This window comes from Candidimonas nitroreducens (assembly GCF_002209565.1).
GTDB lineage: Bacteria > Pseudomonadota > Gammaproteobacteria > Burkholderiales > Burkholderiaceae_B > Candidimonas > Candidimonas nitroreducens.
Genome location: NZ_NJIH01000002.1, coordinates 1 through 22008 on the forward strand (window position 1 = coordinate 1; position 22008 = coordinate 22008).

General features: G+C 66.9%; 16 protein-coding genes. 7 read left to right on the forward strand and 9 right to left on the reverse strand.

Translation table 11 applies throughout. The annotated features are described in order from the left end of the window. Positions 1-116 precede the first annotated feature (116 nt). Complete coding sequence (locus tag CEY11_RS01480) at positions 117-815, forward strand: PepSY-associated TM helix domain-containing protein (protein WP_088601594.1); 699 nt, start codon at positions 117-119, stop codon at positions 813-815. A 1-nt stretch (position 816) separates the two neighbouring features. On the opposite strand, the gene CEY11_RS01485 is transcribed toward CEY11_RS01480, so the two are convergent. The 4 genes from CEY11_RS01485 to egtB form a co-directional block, all read right to left on the reverse strand. Then, positions 817-2928, reverse strand: coding sequence for a phosphocholine-specific phospholipase C (locus CEY11_RS01485; RefSeq protein ID WP_088601595.1), 2112 nt, complete (start codon positions 2926-2928; stop codon positions 817-819). 25 nt (positions 2929-2953) lie between these two features. Continuing rightward, on the reverse strand, positions 2954-3250 hold the full coding sequence (locus CEY11_RS01490) for an acylphosphatase (RefSeq protein WP_088601596.1): 297 nt from the start codon (positions 3248-3250) through the stop codon (positions 2954-2956). Between the two features lie 111 nt (positions 3251-3361). Then, on the reverse strand, positions 3362-4351 hold the full coding sequence (egtD, locus tag CEY11_RS01495; protein WP_088601597.1) for an L-histidine N(alpha)-methyltransferase: 990 nt from the start codon (positions 4349-4351) through the stop codon (positions 3362-3364). Beyond that, a complete protein-coding gene (egtB, locus tag CEY11_RS01500) occupies positions 4351-5598 on the reverse strand; it encodes an ergothioneine biosynthesis protein EgtB (protein WP_088602003.1) in 1248 nt (415 codons plus the stop codon). Before egtB ends, egtD begins: the two co-directional genes overlap by 1 nt. Positions 5599-5891: 293 nt before the next feature. On the opposite strand from egtB, the gene CEY11_RS01505 reads away from it, so the two are divergent. Next, positions 5892-8033, forward strand: a complete 2142-nt coding sequence (locus CEY11_RS01505) for a bifunctional DedA family/phosphatase PAP2 family protein (protein ID WP_088601598.1) — start codon at positions 5892-5894, stop codon at positions 8031-8033. 138 nt (positions 8034-8171) lie between these two features. Here the strand turns inward: CEY11_RS01505 and CEY11_RS01510 are convergent, their stop codons facing one another. Both CEY11_RS01510 and CEY11_RS01515 read right to left on the reverse strand, forming a co-directional pair. Further along, positions 8172-9158, reverse strand: a complete 987-nt coding sequence (locus CEY11_RS01510) for a helix-turn-helix domain-containing protein (protein WP_088601599.1) — start codon at positions 9156-9158, stop codon at positions 8172-8174. A gap of 268 nt (positions 9159-9426) precedes the next feature. Beyond that, a complete protein-coding gene (locus CEY11_RS01515; protein WP_088601600.1) occupies positions 9427-10929 on the reverse strand; it encodes an MFS transporter in 1503 nt (500 codons plus the stop codon). Positions 10930-11194: 265 nt separating this feature from the next. Here CEY11_RS01515 and CEY11_RS01520 point away from each other — a divergent pair, with 265 nt between their 5' ends. The 4 genes from CEY11_RS01520 (at position 11195) to CEY11_RS01535 (ending at position 16933) form a co-directional block, all read left to right on the forward strand. Next, positions 11195-12535 (forward strand): DegT/DnrJ/EryC1/StrS family aminotransferase, encoded by a 1341-nt coding sequence (locus CEY11_RS01520; RefSeq protein ID WP_088601601.1) that lies wholly within the window; start codon positions 11195-11197, stop codon positions 12533-12535. 54 nt (positions 12536-12589) lie between these two features. After that, positions 12590-14287 (forward strand): sugar porter family MFS transporter, encoded by a 1698-nt coding sequence (locus CEY11_RS01525; RefSeq protein ID WP_088601602.1) that lies wholly within the window; start codon positions 12590-12592, stop codon positions 14285-14287. Then, on the forward strand, positions 14280-15893 hold the full coding sequence (locus CEY11_RS01530) for a GMC oxidoreductase (protein WP_198958812.1): 1614 nt from the start codon (positions 14280-14282) through the stop codon (positions 15891-15893). Before CEY11_RS01525 ends, CEY11_RS01530 begins: the two co-directional genes overlap by 8 nt. A 149-nt stretch (positions 15894-16042) precedes the next feature. Continuing rightward, positions 16043-16933: a dienelactone hydrolase family protein gene (locus CEY11_RS01535; protein ID WP_088601604.1), complete on the forward strand. Its 891-nt coding sequence runs from the start codon at positions 16043-16045 to the stop codon at positions 16931-16933. A 5-nt stretch (positions 16934-16938) separates the two neighbouring features. On the opposite strand, the gene CEY11_RS01540 is transcribed toward CEY11_RS01535, so the two are convergent. Next, the gene (locus CEY11_RS01540; RefSeq protein WP_269845241.1) at positions 16939-17817 is read right to left on the reverse strand and encodes a phosphonopyruvate hydrolase; all 879 of its coding nucleotides are present in this window, start codon (positions 17815-17817) and stop codon (positions 16939-16941) included. Positions 17818-18215: 398 nt separating this feature from the next. Continuing rightward, positions 18216-19214, reverse strand: coding sequence for a Bug family tripartite tricarboxylate transporter substrate binding protein (locus CEY11_RS01545; protein WP_088602004.1), 999 nt, complete (start codon positions 19212-19214; stop codon positions 18216-18218). Between the two features lie 277 nt (positions 19215-19491). On the opposite strand from CEY11_RS01545, the gene CEY11_RS01550 reads away from it, so the two are divergent. Continuing rightward, positions 19492-21360 carry a monovalent cation:proton antiporter-2 (CPA2) family protein gene (locus tag CEY11_RS01550; RefSeq protein ID WP_088601606.1) on the forward strand — a complete coding sequence of 623 codons (1869 nt, stop codon included), beginning with the start codon at positions 19492-19494 and terminating at the stop codon, positions 21358-21360. An 8-nt stretch (positions 21361-21368) separates the two neighbouring features. On the opposite strand, the gene CEY11_RS01555 is transcribed toward CEY11_RS01550, so the two are convergent. Then, positions 21369-22004: a LysE family translocator gene (locus CEY11_RS01555; protein WP_088601607.1), complete on the reverse strand. Its 636-nt coding sequence runs from the start codon at positions 22002-22004 to the stop codon at positions 21369-21371. Positions 22005-22008 lie beyond the last annotated feature (4 nt).

Consider the following 22008-nt stretch of genomic DNA (forward strand, 5'->3'; position numbering starts at 1 on the left):
TACGAGCGACAAGCAAGCAGGGAACATTAATATATAATCATTATCATTTTTATTTTGAATAATAATTAGGCGGCGCAATTCCATGCCTTGCCGCCCTCTTTCCATATTCCGGATCGATGAAACAAGCCGCAGAAATCGCCTCCCCCGTACATGGCGCCGCACAGCGTGCGCGCCATCACAATCGCCGCGCCGACCTGGTGCGCTGGCTGCGCAAAACACATGGCTGGTTCGGCCTGTGGGGCGCGCTGTTGGGGCTGATGTTCGGCTTCAGCGGCATCTGGCTGAATCATCGCGCCGTGCTGAAACTGCCGCCCGTGGCGCAGCAGCGCAGCAATACGCAGATCAGCCTGCCCGATACGCTGCCGGCCGACCCCGAGTCCCTGGCGCGCTGGCTGCAGCGCGAACTGGAAATGGACAGGCCTCCTTCCATACGCGTGGAACGTGCAAGACCGGTGCCCTGGGCACAGAAATCCGAAGACGCTGCGGCCAAGCCGCTGATGCAGCCGGAACGCTGGACATTCCGGTTCGGCAGTCCGCATTCCAGCGTCACGGTCGACGCCTGGGCGGGCAACCGCTCGGTCAGCGTGCACCGCCTGGACAACGGAGTGATAGGCACGCTGATGAACTTGCACAAGGGCGTGGGCATGAGCGCGCCGTGGATCCTGCTCATCGACACGCTGGCCGGTTCGCTGATTTTCTTGTCGCTGTCCGGCGTGCTCCTGTGGGTACAGACCAATCGCCGCAGGACGGTAGGCACGACGATACTGGTAGTTTCCGCCGTAGCGTTGCTGGCACTCGCCCTGCCCCGCCTTTAGCTTAGGCCGCCGGATCCGTACGGCTGGCGTGGCCGGTTTCGATATGGCCGGCGTAGCGCCGTTCGTAGGCCGCGTCCTGCACTACCGACACGCCTATGTCGTACCAATGGTGGCTGCGGACGATGTCCCAGCGCGTGGTGTAGGTGGCGCCAGGCAGTAGCGTGAATTCGCGCGGCGCTTGCCCGTAGGCCAGATCTTTCAGTACCAGGGACAGGGGCGCTGGCCCGCTGTTTTTCAGTTCCAGCGAGAAGCCGTCTGCGCGCCCGCCCCGCCCTTTCTCTTCTTGCGTGCCGGCGTCGCGCTGGCGGATCCGCAGGTGGCGTGCCGGGCTGTCGGGCCGCAGGCTGCCGCGGTGGATGCGCACATAGCCGTTGGGCCCATATACGCTCCAGTCATAGCTGGCGGCATCGCTTGCGGGCGGCAGCAAGTCTTCCAGCTGCTTGCCGGCCTCCAGTGTGTAGCAACGCGGCGCCAGCCCCGCCGCCCGCGACCGCACCCACAGGCAGACCCCTTGGCGCCCGCGATTGTCGAAACGCAGGCGCAGGCCGTCCCTGCCCGCGGCGACGTCGTCGGCCACGTGCAGGTCGTATGGCAAGGCCCGGGCCGGGCGTGTGCCCGGCTCTTGCGGATGCGGCGCGGCGGCGCCCGCCTCGGGCACGCTGGGCGGCTGCAGGGTATTGCACTGTTCGTCGGCCATGGCCTGGTAGCCGCGGGTATCGGGCAGTGAAGGCGGCCTGCCGTCGTGCCGGGAAAAATCCAGCGCCGCGCCCAGGTCGCCGCAGACCGCGCGGCGCCAGGCGCTGATGTTGGGTTCGCGCACACCGAAGCGGCGCTCGATGAAGCGAATCACCGAGGTGTGGTCGAACACCTGGGAACATACATGGCCGCCCTTGGACCAGGGCGACACCACGGTCATGGGCACGCGCGGGCCCAGGCCATAAGGCAGGCCGTCGGCCTTGTAGCGCGGCTTGTGCTCGGGGTTCACCACCGTGTGCAGTTCGTCGGCCACGGCCACGGTGCTCTTGCCCTGCCCGGGGCCGGCCGGAGGGCTGGGCGGCACCATGTGGTCGAAGAAGCCGTCGTTCTCGTCATAGACCACGAACAGCACGCTGCGGCTCCAGACGTCCGGATTGGCGGTCAGGGCGTCGAGCACCCGCGAGATATAGCTGGCGCCATAGGCCGAAGTCCACTTGGGGTGTTCCGAGTAGGCGGCCGGCGGCAGCAGCCACGATACCTGCGGCAGGCGGTCGTCATGCACGTCGCGCGCGAATTGCTCGAGCGGGCGCGCCGTCATGGCCCGGCGCCGCAGCGGCGAGCCGGCGGGCGCTTCGATGTAGGCGCGGAAATTGGCCAGCACGTTCAGGCCGAAATTACCGTTATAGGGGTCGTACGGGTTCGTGCCCTCTTGATAGACTTGCCACGAAACGCCCGCCTGCTGCAGGCGCTCCGGATAGGTCGCCCATGTCAGCGCCGGCAGGTAGGGCCGCGTCACCGGGTCGTAGTTGTCGATCAGCGGGCCACCTCTCTTGCCGCTCGGGTCGTTGGTGCCCGTCATCAGGAACATGCGATTGGGGTGCGTGGAACCCGGTATCGAACAGAAATAGTGGTCGCAGACGGTAAAGGCATCGGCCAGAGCATAATGAAACGGGATGTCCTGGCGCAGGTGATAGCCCATCGTCATATCGGTCTTGTAGCGCGGCCAGCGGTCGTAGCGCCCGCCATTGAGCGCGGCTTGCGTCTTGCCCCACGAGTGGTTCAGGTCGCCTACGCACTGGGCGCTGGTGGTGTGGGTGTCGAGATGGAACGGCGCAATACTGCCCTGCCCCGGCTGTTGCCGCGGCTGCTGCCACACCGGCGCCCCGCCCGGCAGCTCGACGGGAAAGCGGTCGCCGTAGCCGCGCACGCCGCTCAGGTGCCCGAGATAATGATCGAATGCACGGTTCTCCTGCATCAGCACAACGATGTAGCGCACGTCTTCGATGGTGCCGCGCCCGGCGTGCGCCGGAATCGCCATGGCCTTGCGTATGGATTCGGGCAGCGCATCCAGGGCGGCGACGGACGCCGCGGCTGCGCCGGCGCGCTTGAGGAATTCCCGTCTGCCAGGGTGATTCATGGTGCGGGATTAGGGCCTGCCGGCCCTAAATCTGTTCGTAGTGTTCATAGTGCCTGCCGATGTCCTGCGCCTGGCTTTCGACATTGTCCACGCGTGCGCCAGGCGGCCCGACCAGCAGCCACGACAGCATGCGGTCGACCTGGTCGTGCGGGCCTTGCAGCAGGGTCTGCACCGATCCGTCGGCGTTATTGCGCACCCAGCCGGTGACGCCGAGCAGGTGGGCCTGGCGCACCGCGGCGGCGCGGAAGCCCACGCCCTGAACCCGGCCGGTAATGCGTACGTCCAGGGTCTCGAGGGCATGATCGCTAGTCAGGTTTTTCATGGCGCAAGTATAAGAGTTCGGCGGCCTCGTGTCGCCTCCGGCTCGATGATTTTTCCTGCCGTATTTTCTGGCTGCCGCCGGCCATGCTGCGGTATGCCCAAGGCACCCTGTTCAGGATGACGCGTCGAGCCACAGCAGGCCGAAGCGCCGGTGCTTGTCGGTCCATACCGGGCCGCTGCGCAAACCGGCCCGTGCGGCCAGCGCATGCAGGCCGTCGATCGTGAACTTGTAGGAGTTCTCGGTGTGCAGCGTCTCGCCTTCGACGAATTCGTAGCGCTGCCCACAGACGTGCACCTGCTGCCTGCGCAAGCTCATCAGGTGCATTTCGATGCGCTGCTGCCCGGCGTTGTAGAAGGCGCTGTGCGCAAAACCCGCAGGATCGAAATCTGCGCCCAGCTCGCGATTGGCGCGCTTGAGCAGGTTCAGGTTGAACGCCGCGGTCACGCCTTGCGCGTCGTTGTAAGCGGCGTGCAGCACTGCCGGCGCCTTGACCAGGTCGGCACCCAGCAGCAGCGCGCCGCCGCGCAGCAGCGCTGCCGCCTGCTTGAGAAATCGCAGCGCCTCGTCGGGGCGCAGGTTGCCGATGGTCGAGCCCGGGAAAAAGCCGATGCGCCGGGCGCGGCGGCTGAGCCGGCGCGGCAATCGCAGGCTCTTGGTGTAGTCGGCCACGACAGGCCGGACATCGAGCCCGGGATAGTCCTGCTGCAGGCGGTGCGCCGCGGCGGTCAGATGTGCGCCCGAGATGTCTATGGGCAAATAGCGTCCGGGCAGCCGCATCGCATCGAGCAGCAGGCGGATCTTGGCCAAGGAGCCGGCGCCGAATTCGACGATCTCGGCCCCGGCATCCATGTGCCCGGCGATCTCGGATGCGTGCGCCGACAGCAGCCCGAGCTCGCAGCGGGTCAGATAATATTCGGGCAGCTCGCAGATGCGGTCGAACAAGGCCGAGCCGGCCGCGTCGTAAAAATATTTGGGCGAAAGCTGGCGCGGGCGCTTGGCCAGCGCCGCCGCCAGATCGAGGGCGAATTCCGTGTGTTGTGCCGAGTTTGCGACGGGCTCTTCGGCCAGCTCGGCTTCTTTGAGTTGCGGGTAGCTGTGCATCAATCGTCCTTGGCCAGGCGCAGGCCGGAGAATTGCCAACGGGCCTGCGGAGGGAAAAAATTGCGATAGGTGAGCCGGCCATGGCCAGGCGGCGTGGCGCAGCTTGCGCCGCGCAGCACCAGCTGCCCCACCATGAATTTGCCGTTGTACTCGCCCAGCGCGCCGGACTGTGCGCGAAAGCCCGGATAGGGGTCGTAGGAAGATCGCGTCCACTGCCAGACACTGTCCGCCGCCTGGCTGAAGCCCGGCTCGCCGGCGGCGGCCTCCCATTCGAACTCGGTCGGCAGGCGCGCGTCCGCCCATTGGGCATAGGCGGCGGCCTCGTAGAAGCTGATCTGGCTTACCGGTGCGCCGGGATCCATGGCCTGCAGTCCGCCCAGGCCGAACACTTCCCAGCCGCCCGGCTGCGGCGCGGGGGCATCGTCTTCATTGAGCCAGTACAAAGGCGCGCGCCAGCCTTCGGCCCGCACCCTGGCCCAGCCGTCGGACAGCCACAACGATGCGTCCTGGTAGCCGCCATCGGCGATGAACTCGGCGTACTGGCCGCAAGTGACCAGCCCGCTGTCCAGCAGATAAGGGCGCAACAGCACCTCGTGGCGCGGCGACTCGTTGTCGAAGGCAAATTCGGCGGCCTTGTCGGCGTGGCCGATGGCCGCCACGCCGCCGGGCCGGCTCAGCCAGCGCCGCGGCGGCGTGCGCCCGGCCGCCCGTGGCGACGGCGCCTTGCCCGCAGGCAGATAAGCCGGCCGCCAGGGATTGCACCACAGCACATGCAGAATGTCGGTCAGCAGCAATTCCTGGTGCTGCTGCTCGTGCTGCAGGCCCAGCACCAGCAGGCGTTCGATCTGCGGCCGCTGCGCCGCGGGGCCGTCGAGCAGCAGCTGGCGTACGCCGGCGTCGACATGGCGCCGGTAAGCGTGGATCTCGTCCAGCGCGGGCCGGGTCAACAGCCCGCGGCGCGGCCGCGGATGGCGCGGCCCGAGCGCCTCGTAGTAGGAATTGAACAGGTAGAAGTAGCGCGGGTCGTAGGGCCGGTAGCCGGGGCTGTGCGGACAGAGCACCATGGCTTCGAAGAACCAAGTGGTATGCGCCAAATGCCATTTGGTGGGGCTGGCGTCGTCCATGGACTGCACGCATTGATCTTCGGCCGACAGGGGCGCGGCCAGCTCGAGGCTGCGGGCCCGCACCTGCGCGTAGCGCTGTTGCAGCGGGCTTCGCGCGGTATGCGGCAGGCCCGCAACGGGCATGTAGCGGGTATCGGTATCGGGTGATAAAACATCCGGCATGGCCTGGTCTCCACGATCCATACACGGCCGCAGACGGCCCGGACGGGCGCGTGCCGTGTGCTTTTCCATTAAAACACGCAATGCCTGCTGCGGTTTTTCCATACGTAACCACCTTGATCAGATCGGCGCAAATCCGGCTGCACGCCGATGGCCGCATGCCCACAAATGTCGGGCCGGGTTCTTCACAGCGGCCTGGATCTGGGGCAAACTCGCGGCAGTAGCCCTTCCCCCACATCGCCAGGCCAACCTAACCCATGCACGCGCTGCTCGCCTACATTGCCCTACACCCCGTAGGGGCGCTGCTGGCGGTGTTCCTGGTGGCATTCATGGAATCCATTGTGCTGGTGGGCACGCTGGTGCCGGCCGGCGTCACCATGTTTGCCGCCGGGGCATTGATCGGGGCCGGCGCGCTGGACATGTGGACGACCTTGGGTATCGCGGCGCTGGGTGCGATCGGCGGCGATGGCCTGAGCTACGAGGCGGGCCGCCGCTGGAATGCGCAGATCCGCGCCTGGAAACCCCTGGCCCGCCGCGCCGCCCTGATAGAGCGCGGCGAACAGTTCGTGCGCGACCACGGCGGCAAGAGCATACTTTTTGCGCGCTTCATCGCGCCGGTGCGCGCCATCGTGCCTTTCCTGGCTGGCACGGCATGCATGCCGCGCCTGCGCTTCTACGCAGTCAATATCGGCTCGGCGCTGGTCTGGTCGCCTACCCATATTCTGCCGGGCGTGCTGTTCGGCGCTTCGCTGCAGGTAGCGCGGGCAGTCAGCGGACGCATCGCCGCGCTGCTGCTGCTGACGGTGGCGCTGGCATGGTTCGTGGCATGGCTGGCGCGGCTCGCGGCGCGCGGCGGCGCGCCCGTGCTGCGCGGCTGGCGGGATGCGCTGCTGCGCTGGGCCAGCCGCAGCCCGGCGCCGTACGGACGCCTGCGCCGCTATGTGCGCGCGGTGATAGATCCGTCGCGGCCCGACTCGCGCACGCTGCTGTTCTGGATACTGGTGCTGGGCGGCGGCAGCCTGATGTTCCTGCTTACCGCCCGCGGCGCGGTCACGGCCCATTGGTTCACGGGCATAGACATGTCGGTGCTGAACCGCCTGCAGGCCTTGCGCACCTGGCCGGCCGATCAGGCCATGGTGGCGATCACCGAGATGGGCGGAGTGCGCATGCGCGTGCTGGTGGTGGCCGCCATGACGCTGTGGCTTTGGGTGCGCGGCTGCCGGCGCACCATGCGCTACTGGCTGGCCCTGGCGCTCGCCACGGAAGCCACGATACGCGCGCTCGGCCTGCTGATCGACCGCCCCGCGCCGCTGGGCCTGCCGGCGGGCCTGGCGCACGTATCGTTTCCCAGCGGCCATGCCACGTCCAGCATCATCCTGTACGGCTTCCTGGCCTACCTGCTGGGCCGCAATGCCAAGCCCTACGTGCGCGCCACCCTCGCCGCCTGCGCCACCGCGGCCATCGTGCTGATCGGCGTATCGCGCCTGTACCTGGGCGCCTACTGGCTTTCCGATGTCGTGGCGGGATGGAGCATCGGCCTGGTCTGGCTGGCGCTGGCGATTATTCTTTATACCCGCCGCCAGGTTCATGAATTCATACACCCGCGCGCGCTGGCCGCAACACTGGCCGTAGTATGCGCGGCCGGGATTTCATGGGTTTTCTCGACCCGCTCGACGGCCGATCTGGCGCTGTACACGCCGCCCTTGCGCGTCCAGGCGATCAGCCTGCATCAATGGACGGATAGCGAATGGGACAAATTGCCGGCTTATCGGCTGGAGCTGCGCGCCCATCGCGACGAACGCTTCCTGCTGCAGTGGGCGGATTCCGCGCCGGAGATCGAGCGTGCGCTGCAGGCTGGCGGCTGGCTGGCGGCGCCAGCCTGGTCGGTGCGTAGCGCGCTTACCTGGCTGCTGCCCAGCAGCGACGTGCGCGAACTGCCCGTGCTGCCCCGCTACGACCAGGGCAGCAACGCCGCCATGACGTACCTACGACCCAGCCGCGACGGCCACGGCCGCATAGTGCTCAGATTGTGGCGGTCGAATTATGTGCTGGAAACGCCGCAGCGCCTACGGGAAATTCCCGTCTGGTACGGCGCGTTCTACGACGAGCGCTTCGCCAAGCCGGCGCACCTGTTCCTGCTGGGTATCACCCATGGCGTCATGGCGCCCGAGGCATTCCTGCCGCTGCTGCCTCCGGGCTTGCGGACATTGCGGCGGCCCGACGACGCGTCAGCGCAGTCCCAAGCCCCGCGACAGGCTGCCGCAACAGCCCCCGGCCCCGCGATGCAGCGGCGGGCCAAGCCTCCGGCCGCTGCATCGCGGGGCCGCAGCGTCGAACCGGCACAGAGAGGCACAACGATTTTGGTGATGCCGCAAGAAGCGCAGCAGGGCGTGCATTAGGGTCTGTTCACCCTAACAAGGATGGCAGTTGCGGCCACCCCCGAGGATGAAAGAGGCTTCTTTCACATTAAAAGGGGAGCCGCACTGGTGGGCCCGCTGTAGCCGGGCGCGGCAAGCGGAAAGCCCGGACACGGATCATCAGGCGGGCGGCGCGCTTTGCGGAATGGCTGCGGCGGCCGGGCCGGGCGCGGACTTGAGCCGCTCGCGCCATTGCCGCGGCGAAACGCCGTAGCGCTCTCTGAACATCTTGCCGAAGGATGAGTGATCGGTAAAGCCGCAGGCGTAGGCAAGCACGCCAACCGGAATCTGCGAGCTGGAGTCCTCGATGAGCCGACGGGCGCGTTCCAGCCGCAGCTCGCGCAGCACGGCGTTGACCGTGGTGTCTTGTTCCGCGAAAACCCGATACAACTTGGCACGCGACCAGCCCAGCGCGCGGGCCAGCGCCTCGGCATTGAAATTGGGCCGATGGCCGTGCGTTTCGATGGCCTGCAAGGCCATCGAAAACAGCGCCGGACAGCCATCACGACCGCGGCCCTGCAGCACATTGCCCAGCAGCAGCAAAGCCATATTCATGCAGATATGAAACATGCTGGCAAGATCGGCGCTGCCCAGGCTGGCGGCCTGGCGGTCGAGCAGCTCCATCTGGCTGCGCAGGAATGGAGCCACGCTGCTGTCGTCGAGCGGAGCGCAGGTGCCCAGGCGCTGCAGCCCTCCGCGGAAGGCGCGATGCAGTTCACTGCGCGGCAATCCCAGATGAATCGCCGAACCGGCACTCCAGTGCGGCGCGTACTCGGGGCCCGAGCAATTGAGCAAATACAAGGCGCCTTGCGCGAGATGCACGACGGTATTGCCGCGATCATGCAGTGCCAGGGGGCCCTGGCGAACCAGAACCAGCGCCGCCTGCCCGGAATCGGCAGCGACCGGCGTCGCCGCACCGTGCTTGCAATAAACAACCCTGCCGTAGACGCCCGTCAAGCGTATGCCGCTACCATGGAAGCTATATTCCAGGCTGCCGGCCTCGTGCTCGAAGCCCGCAGCCGGCGCCAGCCCGTGGTTCGCCGCGCCGGGTTCCCGGCGCTCCGCTTCGTGGCCAGGGCCTGTGATATACAGACCTGACACTGTCATTATCTCCTCCGTGCCCCTTTGACCGACGCTGTCGAGTTCGGATAGTGAGAAATCCGCCCTGCGATCCCCGTGGCATGGAAAGCGCCCGCTCAGCAATCCGATGCCAGACCCAAGCTAGTTATAGCGCTTTACAAACGCTTGCGGCGCCTTGCCTATGGCCTGGCGCAAAAATCTTGCGCCGGGCTCCGTCGCTGCATGTGCTTGAAACGTAAAAACCGCAAGCAACGCAGCCAGGCAGGAGGATGATAAAAATAGTAAAAGCCCGGCCTCAAATTTGCCACTGTTTTTTGTCTTTTCCGCCGGGTGCCGGGCGGGTGCCGGCGGCCGGATCCGGCGGGGAACCGGGCGCGGCTGCTCCCAGGCGACGCAATGGCAGGCCGGCCAGCACATTGGCCTCTATGGTTTCGAGCGACATGCGGCGGGTCTCGGGCAGGAAAACCATGCAGACAGCCAGCGACAGCAGGCAGGCCAGCGCGAAAATGCCGATGGTGGCGGGCAGGCCGATGGCCTGTACCACCGTCAGGAAAGTGAAGGCCACCAGGGCGTTGAAGATCCAGCTCACCGCCGAGGCTGCGGCAATGCCCTGTTCACGAATCGCGCTGGGAAACAGCTCGGCCATCAGCACATAGGGCAGCGGCCCCAGGCTGATGGCGAAGGCAATGATGAATACGGCCAGCCCGCACAGCCCCGTCCAGGCCCAGCCCCAGGACGCTGCGGCGACCACCGCTGCCAGCCCCAGCACCATGGCGGCCGAGCCGCCGATGAGCAAAGGCCGCCGCCCCGCCCGATCCACGGCATACAAGGCAACCATGGTGGCCAGAAAGTTCACCAGGCCGAGCCCGAAAGTGGCGGCGAGCGCGGCCGTCCCCGCAGCGAAGCCCAGAGTTTCGAAAATGCGCGGCGCGTAATACAGAATGCCGTCTATGCCGCTCAGGTTCTGCAGCACGAACAGCACACTGCACAAGATCAATACCGGCATGGTGCTGCCGCGCCGCAAATGACTGTCCCGATCCGTTCTGGAACCTGTCGAGCCGGCTGCGGCATTAGCGGCATCGGTGTCGGCGGCACGAACTGCCGCTGCAGCGGTACCAGCGCCATGCGCCGCGCCGGCGGCCGCGGCAATCGGCTCGCCCTGGCCGACCTCGTCCAGCAGTTGCAGGCGCCGCCCGGCCTCGCGGGCCTCTTGGGAGCGGCCGCGCGCGGCCAGCCAGCGAGGGCTTTCGGGCAGCAGCAGCGTACCCAGCGTCGCCAGCACCGCGGGCAGCAGGCCGCAGGCAAGCACCAGGCTCCAGTGCAAATCGGGGGCGAAAGCCAGGGCCACACTGTAGGCGATCAATATGCCCGCGGTAACGGCCAGCTGGAACAAGGCCACCACCCCGCCGCGCCTGGCCGCCGGCGTGGTTTCCGAGGCATACATGGGCACGACCATGGACGAGAGCCCCACCGACAGCCCGATCAGCACGCGCGCGGCCACGAACCATCCGAGATCGGGGCCGCCCCATATGATGGCGTAGCCCGCCAGGGCCAGAACCGCGCATAGCAGCAGCGCCGGCCGCCGGCCGCGCCGCCGGGTCAAGGGGCCTGCCAGCACGGCCCCGGCAAAGCAGGCAAGAATCAGCACGGCCACCAAGCCCTGTTCGCCGTAGATACTAAGTTGGAACACCTGCTTGAGTGTGTCGAGTACTCCGGCGATGGACGTGATGCCGAAGCCGAACAGTACTCCGAAGCAGACCACCAGGAATGAAACCTTGTATAGGGGATCGAATTTCAATTCCGGGTTCCTTGAAAGATTCCGCCACAGGGTGCCAGGCGAGCCTGAATCATTTTGCAATACTAGCGCGCTACTCTGATCGGGCGCGAGATGGCCTTGGCGTGGCAACACTTACCGAGACGCCAAGACCAAAAAAAGAGACTCATAGCCTAACCGCTGGCCACGCGGCGAAAATACACTTTGTGACATTCCTGCACGTAGCCTCGATGGGCAGCGTGGGTTTATTCAACTAATTCGCAGCAATTACCGAGCCCAGGAGGCCAACATGGATGCGGCGCACCTTACAGACACGACTCCCGCGGCGGCGCAAGACGCCGATCGTCTGGCGATAGACGGCGGAACCCCGGTACGCAACCGGCCCCTGCCCTGGGAGTTCCCCGGGGCGCACTGGATAGGCGAGGAAGAGCTGGATCTCGTCACCCGGGTGGTCAAGGCGCGCAGCCCGTTCCGCTTCTATGGCCTGGATGCGCAAAAAATGGTCGACACGCTGGAACAGGAATGGTGCGCGGCGTTCGGGCACCGCCATGCCCTGGGGGTGTCCTCGGGTACGGCCGCCCTGGCCATCGCCATGTGGGCGCTGGATCTCGGCCCCGGCGACGAAGTGCTGGTGCCGGGCTACATGTGGGTAAGCTGCGTGTCGGCCGTGGTGCGCAGCGGCGCCATCCCGCGCCTGGTGGACATCGACGACACCTTCTGCATCGACCCGCAAGACCTCAAGCGCAAGATCGGCCCGCACACCCGCGCCGTGCTGTGCGTGCACATGAGCGGCGCGCCGGGCAACATCGCCGAAATTGCCGCCATCTGCCGCGAACACAAGCTGGCGCTGGTGGAAGACTGCGCCCAGGCGGCGGGCGGCAGCTCCCAGGGCCGTGCGGTCGGGCGCCATGGCGACATCGGCATCTTCAGCTTCCAGCTCAACAAGAACATGACCTCAGGCGACGGCGGCATGGTGGTCTGCGAGGACGACGCCCTGTTCCGCCGCATCGTGGCCCTGCACGACCTCGGCTACCCGCGTACCGATGCCGGGCGCCTGGACACCACCGATGCCAGCACCCAGCTGTGGGGCATAGGCGCGCGCATGTCCGAGCTGGCCGGCGCCATGGCGCTGGCACAGATGCGCAAGCTGCCGGCCATCGTCGCCGCCATGCGCGGCGCCAAATGGCGCATCCGGGAGGCGCTGGAAGGCACTCCGGGGCTAAGCTTCCGGCACGTACCGGATCCGGCCGGCGATACCGGCGCGACGCTGCTCATGGCCCTGCCCGACGAGGCCCGGGCGCGCCGCTTCGTCGAGGCGCTGCGCGCCGAAGGCATCAACGGCCCGCAAGGCAGCCTCACCTGCATCACCATGCGCGAATGGGGGCTGCACTGGTATTCGAATATACCCAGCCTGGTGCACCGCCGCTCCAACAGCCGCGACGGCTATCCCTGGACGCACCCGGCCAATGCCTTCGGCCAGGAATACGACTACGCGCTCGGCGCGCTGCCGCGCTGCGACGACCTGCATGCCCGCGGTGCGCTGATGGCCATAAGCTCCAACCTCGGCGACCAGGACGTCGACGACATCATCCGCGGCATCCGCAAGGTGGCTCGTGCGGTTCTTCCTTGACGCCGCGCCCATGACGCAGATTCCCCTTCTCCAACCCACGCCAGGAGAGCCCTCATGATTTATTTCGTAGCGGCCATAGCCGGCATTGCAGGTATTCTGTTCGGTTTCGACGAGGGGGTGATAGCCGGCGCGCTGCACCTGCTGCGCGCCCACTTCCACATCAGCCCGCTGGACGAAGGGCTGATGACGGCCGCCGTGCCGTTCGGCGCCCTGTTCGGCGCCCTGGCCGCCGGCCCGGCATCAGAGCGCTACGGCCGGCGCGCCATACTGCTGGCCGCCGCGGTGCTGTTCATTATCGGCGCCCTGCTCTCGGGGCTGGCCACCGCGGTCTGGATGCTGAGCGTGTCGCGCCTGTGCCTGGGGGTGGCGGTGGGCATGGCCGCCATGGTCGCGCCGCTGTACATTTCCGAAAGCGCCCCGACGGCGATCCGCGGCATGCTGGTGTCCATCTATCAGTTGGCCATCACTCTGGGCATACTCGGCGCCTACATCGTCAATTTCGCCATGGGCGAGGCCTGGCGCTCCATGTTCATGATCGGCGCCGTGCCCGGCCTGGCCCTGCTGCTGGGCATGCTGGTGCTGCGCGACACGCCGCGCTGGCTGATCCTAAAGGGGCGGCGCAGCCAGGCACAGGCGGCCCTGGCGCGGCTGCGCGGCACCGCGCCGGGCGACCCCGCGATCGAGTCCGAGCTGCGGGCCATCGACCAGGCGGCGCAAAGCGATGCCGGCCACACCGCCCGATGGTCGGATCTGCTGGCGCCCCGGGTGCGGCCGGCGCTCATCGTCGGCATGGGTCTGTTCCTGCTGCAGCAGCTCAGCGGCATCAACGCCGTCATCTACTACGCGCCGACCATCTTCAAAGAGGCCGGCTTCGGTTCCAGCGCCACCCAGATCCTGGCCACGATAGGCATAGGCGTCGTCAACGTCGGCATGACGCTGGTCGGCATGGCGCTGATCGACCGCATCGGCCGGCGCAAGCTGCTGTACATCGGTTTTGTCGGCACGGCGCTCAGCCTGGGCATGATCGCCCTGGGTGCGGCCACCCAGGCGCCCTGGCTGGATATGCTCGCCGGCATCGGCATGGTGATATACATTGCAGCCTTTGCCGCCAGCATCGGCCCGCTGCCCTGGGTGATGATGTCCGAGATCTTCCCCCTGCACGTGCGCGGCCTGGGCATGAGCATTACCTCGCTGGCGAACTGGGCCTTCAATTTCCTGGTGGTGTTTTCCTTTCCGGTGCTGGTGTCCTCCATCGGGCTGGGCGGCGTATTCACGATCTACGCGCTGGTCTGCGTGGCCGGCCTGGTGTTCACTGCCAGGCTGGTGCCCGAGACCAGCGGCATGTCGCTGGAAGAAATCGAACGCCACCTGATGTCCGGGCGCCCCTTCCGCCAGCTCGGCACGGCGGCCGCGCCGCAGCCGGCCGGCGGCGCCACGGCTTCCGACGACACCTACGACACCGCGCAGCATGCGGCGCTGGTCGATGCCCTGATCCTACTCAGTCCTTATCACTCCAGCCTGCAGCCCATGGCAGCGGACATCGCCCGCATCGCCCAGGAAAACTGGCAGATCCGCGCCGCCCTGCAGGCGGTCTCGGCACGCTGCGACTTCGGTCACTCGGGACGGCTGCGCCGCGCCGACCTCGGCGCCGAGGCCGACGCGCTGTTTTCCTTCCTCGATCACATCTACTATGCATCGTCCAAATTCCTGGGCTCGGTGCAGGAATGGCCTCTTGGAGAAAAGCGTGGATAAAACACCCGAGTGCGAGGTATGCATTGTCGGTACTGGAGCAGGTGGCGGGCTGCTGGCCTACGAGCTGGCACGCGCCGGCGTGCGCGTCGTCTCCGTCGAGCAAGGGGAAATGCTGCCCGCCGACCAGTTCAAGACGGTCATGCCTCCGGGCTCGAGCAAGGATTTCGGCATAGGCCCGGGCACGGTATGGCCCAGCGACCCGCACGACAGCCTGTTCATCCACCCGCTGTTTGCCGATGGCGCCACGGGCTCGACCGCCCGGCCGGCCGGCGGCTTCCAGCACTTCCAGGTGCTGGCCGTCAACGGCCTGCAGAATCTCTGGAACGGCGTCAGCGTCAGGTTCTCCGAAACCGACCTGGCAGGCTGGCCGCTCGACTATGCGGCGCTCGCGCCCCACTACAGCGAGGTCGAGCGCCTGATCACCGTGTGCGGCACCACGGAAAACATCCCCGAGCTGCCCGACGGCGTATACGTGCCGCCCAAGCCGCTGCGGCCGGCCGACCAATTGATCGTGCAGGCAGTGCGCCAGCTCAATGACCCCGACTCTCATGCCATTCCCAACCGCAAGGCGATCAACACGCGCGGCGGCATGGCCACGTCCTGCATCTCGACCGGCGTCTGCACCTCGGGCTGCCCGGTGGGCTCGGTCTACAAATTCTCGGCGCGCCTGCTGCCCGAAATCCAGAACCTGCCCAACTACGAACTGCGCACCGGGGCCAAGGTGCTGCGCGTGCTGCGCGAGGCGGGCGACAACCAGGCTTCGGGCATCGAATACCTGGACACGCACACCGGCCAACGCCACACCCTGCGCTCGCGCATCGTGGTGCTGGCGGCCGGCGCCGTCGAGACCCCGCGCATTCTGTTCAATTCCGCCGACGCCGCCGCCCCGGGCGGGCTGGGCAACGGCAACGACCTGCTGGGCCGCGGCCTGCAGGACAACCCCAAGGTGGTACTGTCGACCTCGCTGCGCAAGCTCTGGGGCAAGCACCGCGACTATGACATCGGCTACGGCGACCTGCTGATCCTGATGTCGCGCGGCAAGCTGCCCGACGGCTCCACCTTCCCTTTCATCGGCCACGCCATACACGGCATTCCCGACGTGCCGCATTATCTCGGCTCGATGAAGGCTTTTCCCGCCTTCGTCAAAGAACGGCTGGCGCGCATGATGTTCCACAGCTACGTCACGCTGGGCCTGTTCTGTGCCGGCGAGGCCACGCCCGGCAACCGCGTGCGGCTGGCCGACAGCGTCGACAAATACGGCGTGCGCCAGGTTCAGGTCGATTTTTCCGTACCAGAATCGGCGCAGGCCAGCATGGACTCGATGATGGCCTGGGGCCGCAAGATCCTGCGCTCGGCCTCGGCCACCCTGATGCACACCACCCGCGACAACAGCGGCACGGGCATCCACTACGCGGGCACCACGCCGCTGTCGGGCGACCCGGCCAAGGGCGTGGTCGATGCAAGCCTGCAAAGCCATGAAGTCGCCAATCTGTACATTTGCGACGGCGGGGTCATCCCGACGCTGCCGGACAAGCACCTTACGCTGACCATCATGGCCCTGGCGCACCGCCTGGGCGGGCACCTGCAAGAAAAGATTCGGGTGTAGGATATCGCGGCGGGCCCGGCCGTGCACATGGCCAAGCCCGCCTACGCGCTGCCCTGCGATGCCGGCAGCCCGATCCGAACCAGGTGGCACGCCGCGGCCAGGCCCAGCCCGCACGGGCCTGGCGGCATGCCGTCCAAGGAGCCCTCGCCATGCCACGCAAAACCGCCAGCGACTTCCCGCCCGCCGTCCTCAAGCTTTTCGATTCCTACATCCACGGCATCATAGGCCGCCGCGAATTCCTGGAACGCGCCGCGCGTTTCGCGGTGGGCGGCTTCACGGCCGCCGCCATGCTTGAAAGTCTCAAGCCCGATTATGCGCTGGCCGAGCAAGTGCCGCGCAACGACCCGCGCATCCACACGCAATATCTGAGCTATGAGTCTCCCAAGGGTTCGGGTACGGTGCGCGGCTACTTCGCGCTGCCGGCGCACCCCCAGGGCAAGCTGCCCGGGGTGCTCGTGGCCCACGAGAATCGCGGGCTGACCCCCTATATCGAAGACGTGGCGCGGCGGCTCGCCCTGGCCGGCTTCGTAGCCTTTGCGCCGGATGCGCTGACCTCGGTCGGCGGCTACCCGGGCAATGAAGAACAGGCCATCAAACTGTTTGCCGGCCTGGATCCCGCCAAGCGCATGGAAGACTTCGTGGCCGGAGCGAAATACCTGGAAGGCCGCCCCGAATGCACCGGCAAGATCGGCGCCGTGGGCTTCTGCTATGGCGGCGGCGTGGTCAATATGCTGGCGGTGCGCCTGCCCGAACTGGCCGCCGCGGTGCCGTTCTACGGGCAGCAGCCCAGCGCCGCCGAAACCGCCCATATCAAGGCGCCGCTGCTGTTGCATTATGCGGGCCTGGATCAGCGCATCGACGCCGGCTGGCCCGCCTACGAGGCGGCGCTCAAGGCCCATGGCGTGCGCTACCAGGAATACATGTACCCGGGTGTGCAGCACGGCTTCCACAACGACACCACGCCGCGCTACGACCAGGCGGCCGCCACGCTGGCCTGGTCGCGCACCATCGAGTTCCTGAACAAGTACCTGCGATCCTGAACGCTCTAGCGCAGAAACTTCTTTTCGATTTCGCGCATGTGCGCATCGCCCTGCAGGGCGATGATGTCTTTCACGCTGGGCAGCGCGGCGTCCACGCCCTGGATGCCGCCGTCGCGGCGGATCTGCGCAAACACGCTGCGCATGGCGCCCACGGCGGCGCGGATGGCATGGTTGCCGTAGATCACGATGCCCACCTTGCCGGTGGCGGCGATATCCGCCTCGGTCAGCTGCGGATAAGCAGTGGGCACCAGCACCAGCGGAATGCGCCCCGACCAGCCCGCTATGAAGGCAAGAATTTCGTCGGGCGTCTTCTGCTTGGAATGGATCAATATGGCATCGGCGCCCGCCTCTTGGTAGGCGTGGGCGCGCTTTTGCGCTTCTTCCTGGCCCAGGCCGGCGATAAGGGCCTCGACCCGGGCGATGACGACGAAGCCCGGGTCGCGCCGCGCCTGAGCCGCCGCCTCGATCTTGCCCTGGAATTCTTCGATGCGCACCAGTTCCTGCCTGCCGTCGGCACGCAGGCTGGTGTCCTTGGGAAAGGTCTTGTCCTCCATCACCACGGCCGAAGCGCCCGCGGCCTCGTACTGGGGGATGATGTAGTTGACGGTTACCGCGTTGCCGAAGCCCGTGTCGATGTCGGCGATCAGCGGCGTGTCTACGGTGGCGGCGATGGCCCGCATCATCTCCAGGTGCGTGCCCATGGGCAGGATGCTGGCGTCGGGCACGGCATGGCTGGCCGAAAGCTCGAAGCCGCTGCCCCAGATGCCATCGAAGCCGGCCTCTTGCGCCAGCCGCGCCGCCATTGGGTTGTGCGCTGCCATGGCGGTGAACAGGCGGCCTTGCGCGAGGGCCTGTCGCAATGTCTGGTTCTTGTTGGTATTCACTGCTGCTCCTGATGTGAGGCCGCTGCGCGGCGGGCGGCGCGATATGCACTGCATGCCCCGAGGCCGAGCGCCACAAGCCATGTACCTCTGGCTACATGCCCCGGGGTACGCCCCTGAGCGACGCGCGGCGGACTGCGCGCTCCGGATTATGCGCCCCGGGCTACGCGCCGCGAACGTTTACATGGAAAGCAAAATGATATCGCCAGCCTCGGGCCATGGCTACCCGGCAGCACGCAGCCGGCAGCGCACGGCCGGCGACGCGCGGCAAAAAGAAACCGGCACCGTCCCCGAGGAACGGCGCCGGCTGGCGCCCGTGCACCTTGCGGCCTGCGGCCGCATGGGCTCATCGTGTCAAGCGCGCCCGGCGGCTACGGCATGCGCACCGGGTCGCGCAAAACTTAGTTCAGCGTAATGTGGCGCTCGCGTATCACGCCGCCCCACTTCTGCTGCTCCTGGTCGATGAAGGTGCGGAACTGCTCGGGGGTGTCGCCCATAGGCTGCATGCCCAGGGAATTGAGCTTGTCCGCCACCTGCGGGTTGGCCAGTGCCTTGCGTATCGACGCGCTGAGCTTGTCGACGATGGCCTTGGGCGTGCCGGCGGGCACCACCACCGCCTGCCAGGTGTAGGCGGTAAAGTCGGGCAACCCGGCTTCGGCGAAGGTCGGCACATCGGGCAGCGCGGAACTGCGCTTGGCCAGCGGTATGCCCAGCGCGCGCAGCTTGCCGGAACGGATCAGGGGCGCCGAGGCCGACAGGTCGGCCATCATGAAGTCGACCTGGCCGCCTATGACGTCCTGCAGCGCCTGCGGGGTACCCTTGTAGGGCACGTGCGTTTCCTCGCCGTGGATCTTGGCCAGGAACAGCTCGGCGGCCAGATGATGCGGGCTGCCGTTGCCGACCGAGCCGAAGCTTAGCTTGTTGGGGTTTTTCTGGATGTAGCTGACGAGTTCGGCCAGGTTCTTCACCGGCAGGTTGGGACGCACCACCAGCACCATGGGCAGGCGCACCAGCGTGCTGACCGGCGTGAAGTCCTTGTTGGGGTCATAGGCCAGCTTGGGGTACAGGTTCGGGTTCAGCACCAGCGTACCCTGGCCGGCCGTCATGACGGTGTAGCCGTCAGGCGCCGAACGGCGCAGTTCCTGCGAGGCAATAATGGTGGCCGCCCCCGGCTTGTTCTCGACCACGATGCTGGCGCCCAGATCCTTGGACACCAGTTGCGCCACCAGGCGCGTCGAGACATCGCTGCCGCCGCCGGCCGTGTATGGCACCAGCCAGCGGATCGGGTGATCGGGCCACGCCGCCTGCACCGGCGCCGCCAGGGCCGCGGCCCCCGCCGCCAGCGATATGCCGCCACACAATTTCAACAGCGTACGGCGCAGATTTCCCCTGGGCTTCATATTGTTCACATTGAGCTCCTGTATGCGCACGGCCGCTGAGCCGGCCATGCATAAAAAATTAACACATTAATCATTAAAGTTAACATATTAATTAAAACTTGGGTACCGGGTGTTATCCCGGGGTTCGATCCGGGAACCATACAGGCCCGCCTGCAACACGACGCCGGCCGCCGGCCGCGGGGCGCTATCATTGCGTACTGGCGCGCCGGCCCATCCAGGATCGGGGCCGCGCGCCCTCTTTTCCGCCGCGATCCCGGTGCAACGAATAGGAGCCCGCATGGAAGGTGCGAGCGTGCTGTGGCTGGCCCTGATCTACCTGACCGCCGGCGTCATTGCCGTACCTTGGGCGCAGCGCCTGGGCCTGGGCTCGGTGCTGGGCTACATCGCCGCCGGCGTGATCATCGGGCCGTTCGCGCTGCACCTGGTCGGCGACCAGACCGGGATCAGGCATTTCTCGGAATTCGGCGTGGTGATCATGCTGTTCCTGATAGGCCTGGAAGTGCGCCCTTCTTTGCTCTGGAGCATGCGCGGGGCGTTCTTCGGCCTGGGAACCAGCCAGGTCGTGGCCACCGGCCTGGCGCTGGCCGGCACGGCCATGCTCTTCGGCCTGCCATGGCGCGCATCGCTGGCGCTGGGCTTCATCCTGTCGCTGTCGTCGACGGCGATCGTGCTGCAGATATTCGAAGAAAAAGGCTTGCAGCACACCACGGCCGGCCGGGCAAGCTTCGGCATATTGCTGTTCCAGGATGTCTCGACGATCCCGATGTTCGCCGCCCTGCCGCTGCTGGCGCTGAACACCGCGACGGCGCCCGCCGCGCAACAGGGCCAGGGCTCGGGCCTGCTCGAGAGCTATCCGGGATGGGTGCACGCGCTGGCGGTGCTGGCGGCGGTGGCCGTGGTGATCGGCGCCGGCCGCTATCTGGCGCGGCCCGCGTTCCGCTACATCGCGCGCACACGCTCGCGTGATATCTTCACTGCGGCCGCGCTGCTGCTGGTCATCGCCGTGGCGCTGCTGATGGAGACCGTGGGCCTGTCGCCCGCGCTAGGCGCGTTTCTCGCCGGCATGGTCATGGCCGACAGCGAATTCCGGCGCGAGCTGGAAGGCGACATCGAACCGTTCCGCGGCCTGCTGCTGGGCCTGTTCTTCATCTCGATAGGCGCCAGCATGAATCTCGGCCTGATCGCGACCCGGCCACTGGCGCTGGCCGCCTGCGTGCTTGCGTTGATCGTGATCAAGGCCGCGGTGGCGTTCTGCGTAGCGCGCGCATTCCGCATGGGCGGCCGCGCCGCGGGCTTGACCGCCGTGGCCCTGGCACAGGGCGGTGAATTCGCCTTCGTGCTGCTGGGCATTGCCGCGGCGTCGAACATCCTGACGCCCGACCAGGTTGCGCTGGCCACCGTCACCGTGGCGATTTCCATGGCCCTGACCCCGCTGCTGCTGATCCTGTATGAACGGCGCTGTGCCGCCGGGCTGTCGTCCGCCCCAGAGCCCGAGAACGAGGCCTTCGACGACACGCCCGACGTCATCGTCGCCGGCTTCGGGCGTTTCGGCCAGATCGCGGCGCGCCTGCTGCTGGTCAACGGCTTCAAGACCTCCACGCTCGAGGCTAGCGCCGAACAGGTGGAGCTGGTGCGCCGTTTCGGCCGCCGCGTCTACTACGGCGATGCGACCCGCCTGGATTTGCTGGAGGCCGCGGGCGCGGCGCAAGCCAAGGTGCTGGTGGTGGCCATAGACGACCGCGACCAGGCCGAAAAACTGGTCGAACTGGCTCGGGCTCATTTCCCGAACCTGCAGATACTCGCACGCGCCTACGACCGCAGGCACGCCTACCGGCTGCTGGACAAGGGCGCCGAGGTGGTGGAACGGGAAACCTTCGAGGCCGGCTTGACCCTGGGCGCGGAAGCCCTCAAGGCGCTGGGCTTCAAGAGCGTGCAGGCGGCCCGCGCCGCGCGCCTGTTCCGGCGCCACGACGAGAACATGTTCCGCGCCTTGGCGCCGCTTTGGCGCGACGAAGAGCGCTTCGTGGTGGCCAGCCGCGAGAGCAGCGAACGCATGAACGACCTGCTTGCCGCCGATATCCAGGAAATGCTGCAGGAATCCAGCGCCAAGGACGCGCCGCCCGCGGATTCCGCCGCCGCAGTCTAGAAGCGGGGTCAGGCCTTGTTCGACACCAGCATGGCCACGCCCAGGCCCATCACCAGCGTTCCGCCCACGGCCCCGACCGCCTCGTTGCGCCGGCGCGAGCCGCTCAGCCAGTTCCGGGCCCGCGTGGCGGCCAGGGCCCATACTATATCGGTGCACAGGCCCACCGCCACCGGCACGATCGCCAGCAGCAGCATCTGCGCCGTAAGATGCCCGGCTTCCGGGTGCACGAACTGCGGCAGGATCACGGCAAATACGATCAAAGCCTTGGGATTGGTCAAGCCCACCCAGTAGCCCTGGCGCGCGGCCAAGGCCAGGTCGCGCGTGCCGCCGGCGCCGGCCAGCCCTGGGCCGATGGCCTTGCGCTCGCGTATCGCCTTGTAGCCCAGCCAGATCAGCACCAGGGCGCCCGCGATTCTCAAGGCGGACAGAAAGGCCTCGGACTCGCGCAGCACCAGGCCGACGCCGCAGGCGACCAGCACCGCCACCGTATAGACGCCCAAAGAATTGCCGGCGACCGTAGACAGCGCGCTCGCCCTGCCGTAGCTGAGCGCCCTGCCGACAATGAACATGACGCTGGGCCCGGGCACCACGATCAGCACGATGCAGGCCAGCGTGATGGACAGGATCTGGTCGACACTGACCATGCAG

Excerpts from the sequence above, each read along its gene's own strand:
- CEY11_RS01480 (WP_088601594.1), top strand. The coding sequence starts at position 117 with ATGAAACAAGCCGCAGAAATCGCCTCCCCCGTACATGGCGCCGCACAG.
- CEY11_RS01485 (WP_088601595.1), bottom strand. The coding sequence starts at position 2,928 with ATGAATCACCCTGGCAGACGGGAATTCCTCAAGCGCGCCGGCGCAGCC.
- CEY11_RS01490 (WP_088601596.1), bottom strand. The coding sequence starts at position 3,250 with ATGAAAAACCTGACTAGCGATCATGCCCTCGAGACCCTGGACGTACGC.
- egtD (WP_088601597.1), bottom strand. The coding sequence starts at position 4,351 with ATGCACAGCTACCCGCAACTCAAAGAAGCCGAGCTGGCCGAAGAGCCC.
- egtB (WP_088602003.1), bottom strand. The coding sequence starts at position 5,598 with ATGCCCGTTGCGGGCCTGCCGCATACCGCGCGAAGCCCGCTGCAACAG.
- CEY11_RS01505 (WP_088601598.1), top strand. The coding sequence starts at position 5,892 with ATGCACGCGCTGCTCGCCTACATTGCCCTACACCCCGTAGGGGCGCTG.
- CEY11_RS01510 (WP_088601599.1), bottom strand. The coding sequence starts at position 9,158 with ATGACAGTGTCAGGTCTGTATATCACAGGCCCTGGCCACGAAGCGGAG.
- CEY11_RS01520 (WP_088601601.1), top strand. The coding sequence starts at position 11,195 with ATGGATGCGGCGCACCTTACAGACACGACTCCCGCGGCGGCGCAAGAC.
- CEY11_RS01525 (WP_088601602.1), top strand. The coding sequence starts at position 12,590 with ATGATTTATTTCGTAGCGGCCATAGCCGGCATTGCAGGTATTCTGTTC.
- CEY11_RS01535 (WP_088601604.1), top strand. The coding sequence starts at position 16,043 with ATGCCACGCAAAACCGCCAGCGACTTCCCGCCCGCCGTCCTCAAGCTT.
- CEY11_RS01545 (WP_088602004.1), bottom strand. The coding sequence starts at position 19,214 with ATGAAGCCCAGGGGAAATCTGCGCCGTACGCTGTTGAAATTGTGTGGC.
- CEY11_RS01550 (WP_088601606.1), top strand. The coding sequence starts at position 19,492 with ATGGAAGGTGCGAGCGTGCTGTGGCTGGCCCTGATCTACCTGACCGCC.
- CEY11_RS01555 (WP_088601607.1), bottom strand. The coding sequence starts at position 22,004 with ATGGTCAGTGTCGACCAGATCCTGTCCATCACGCTGGCCTGCATCGTG.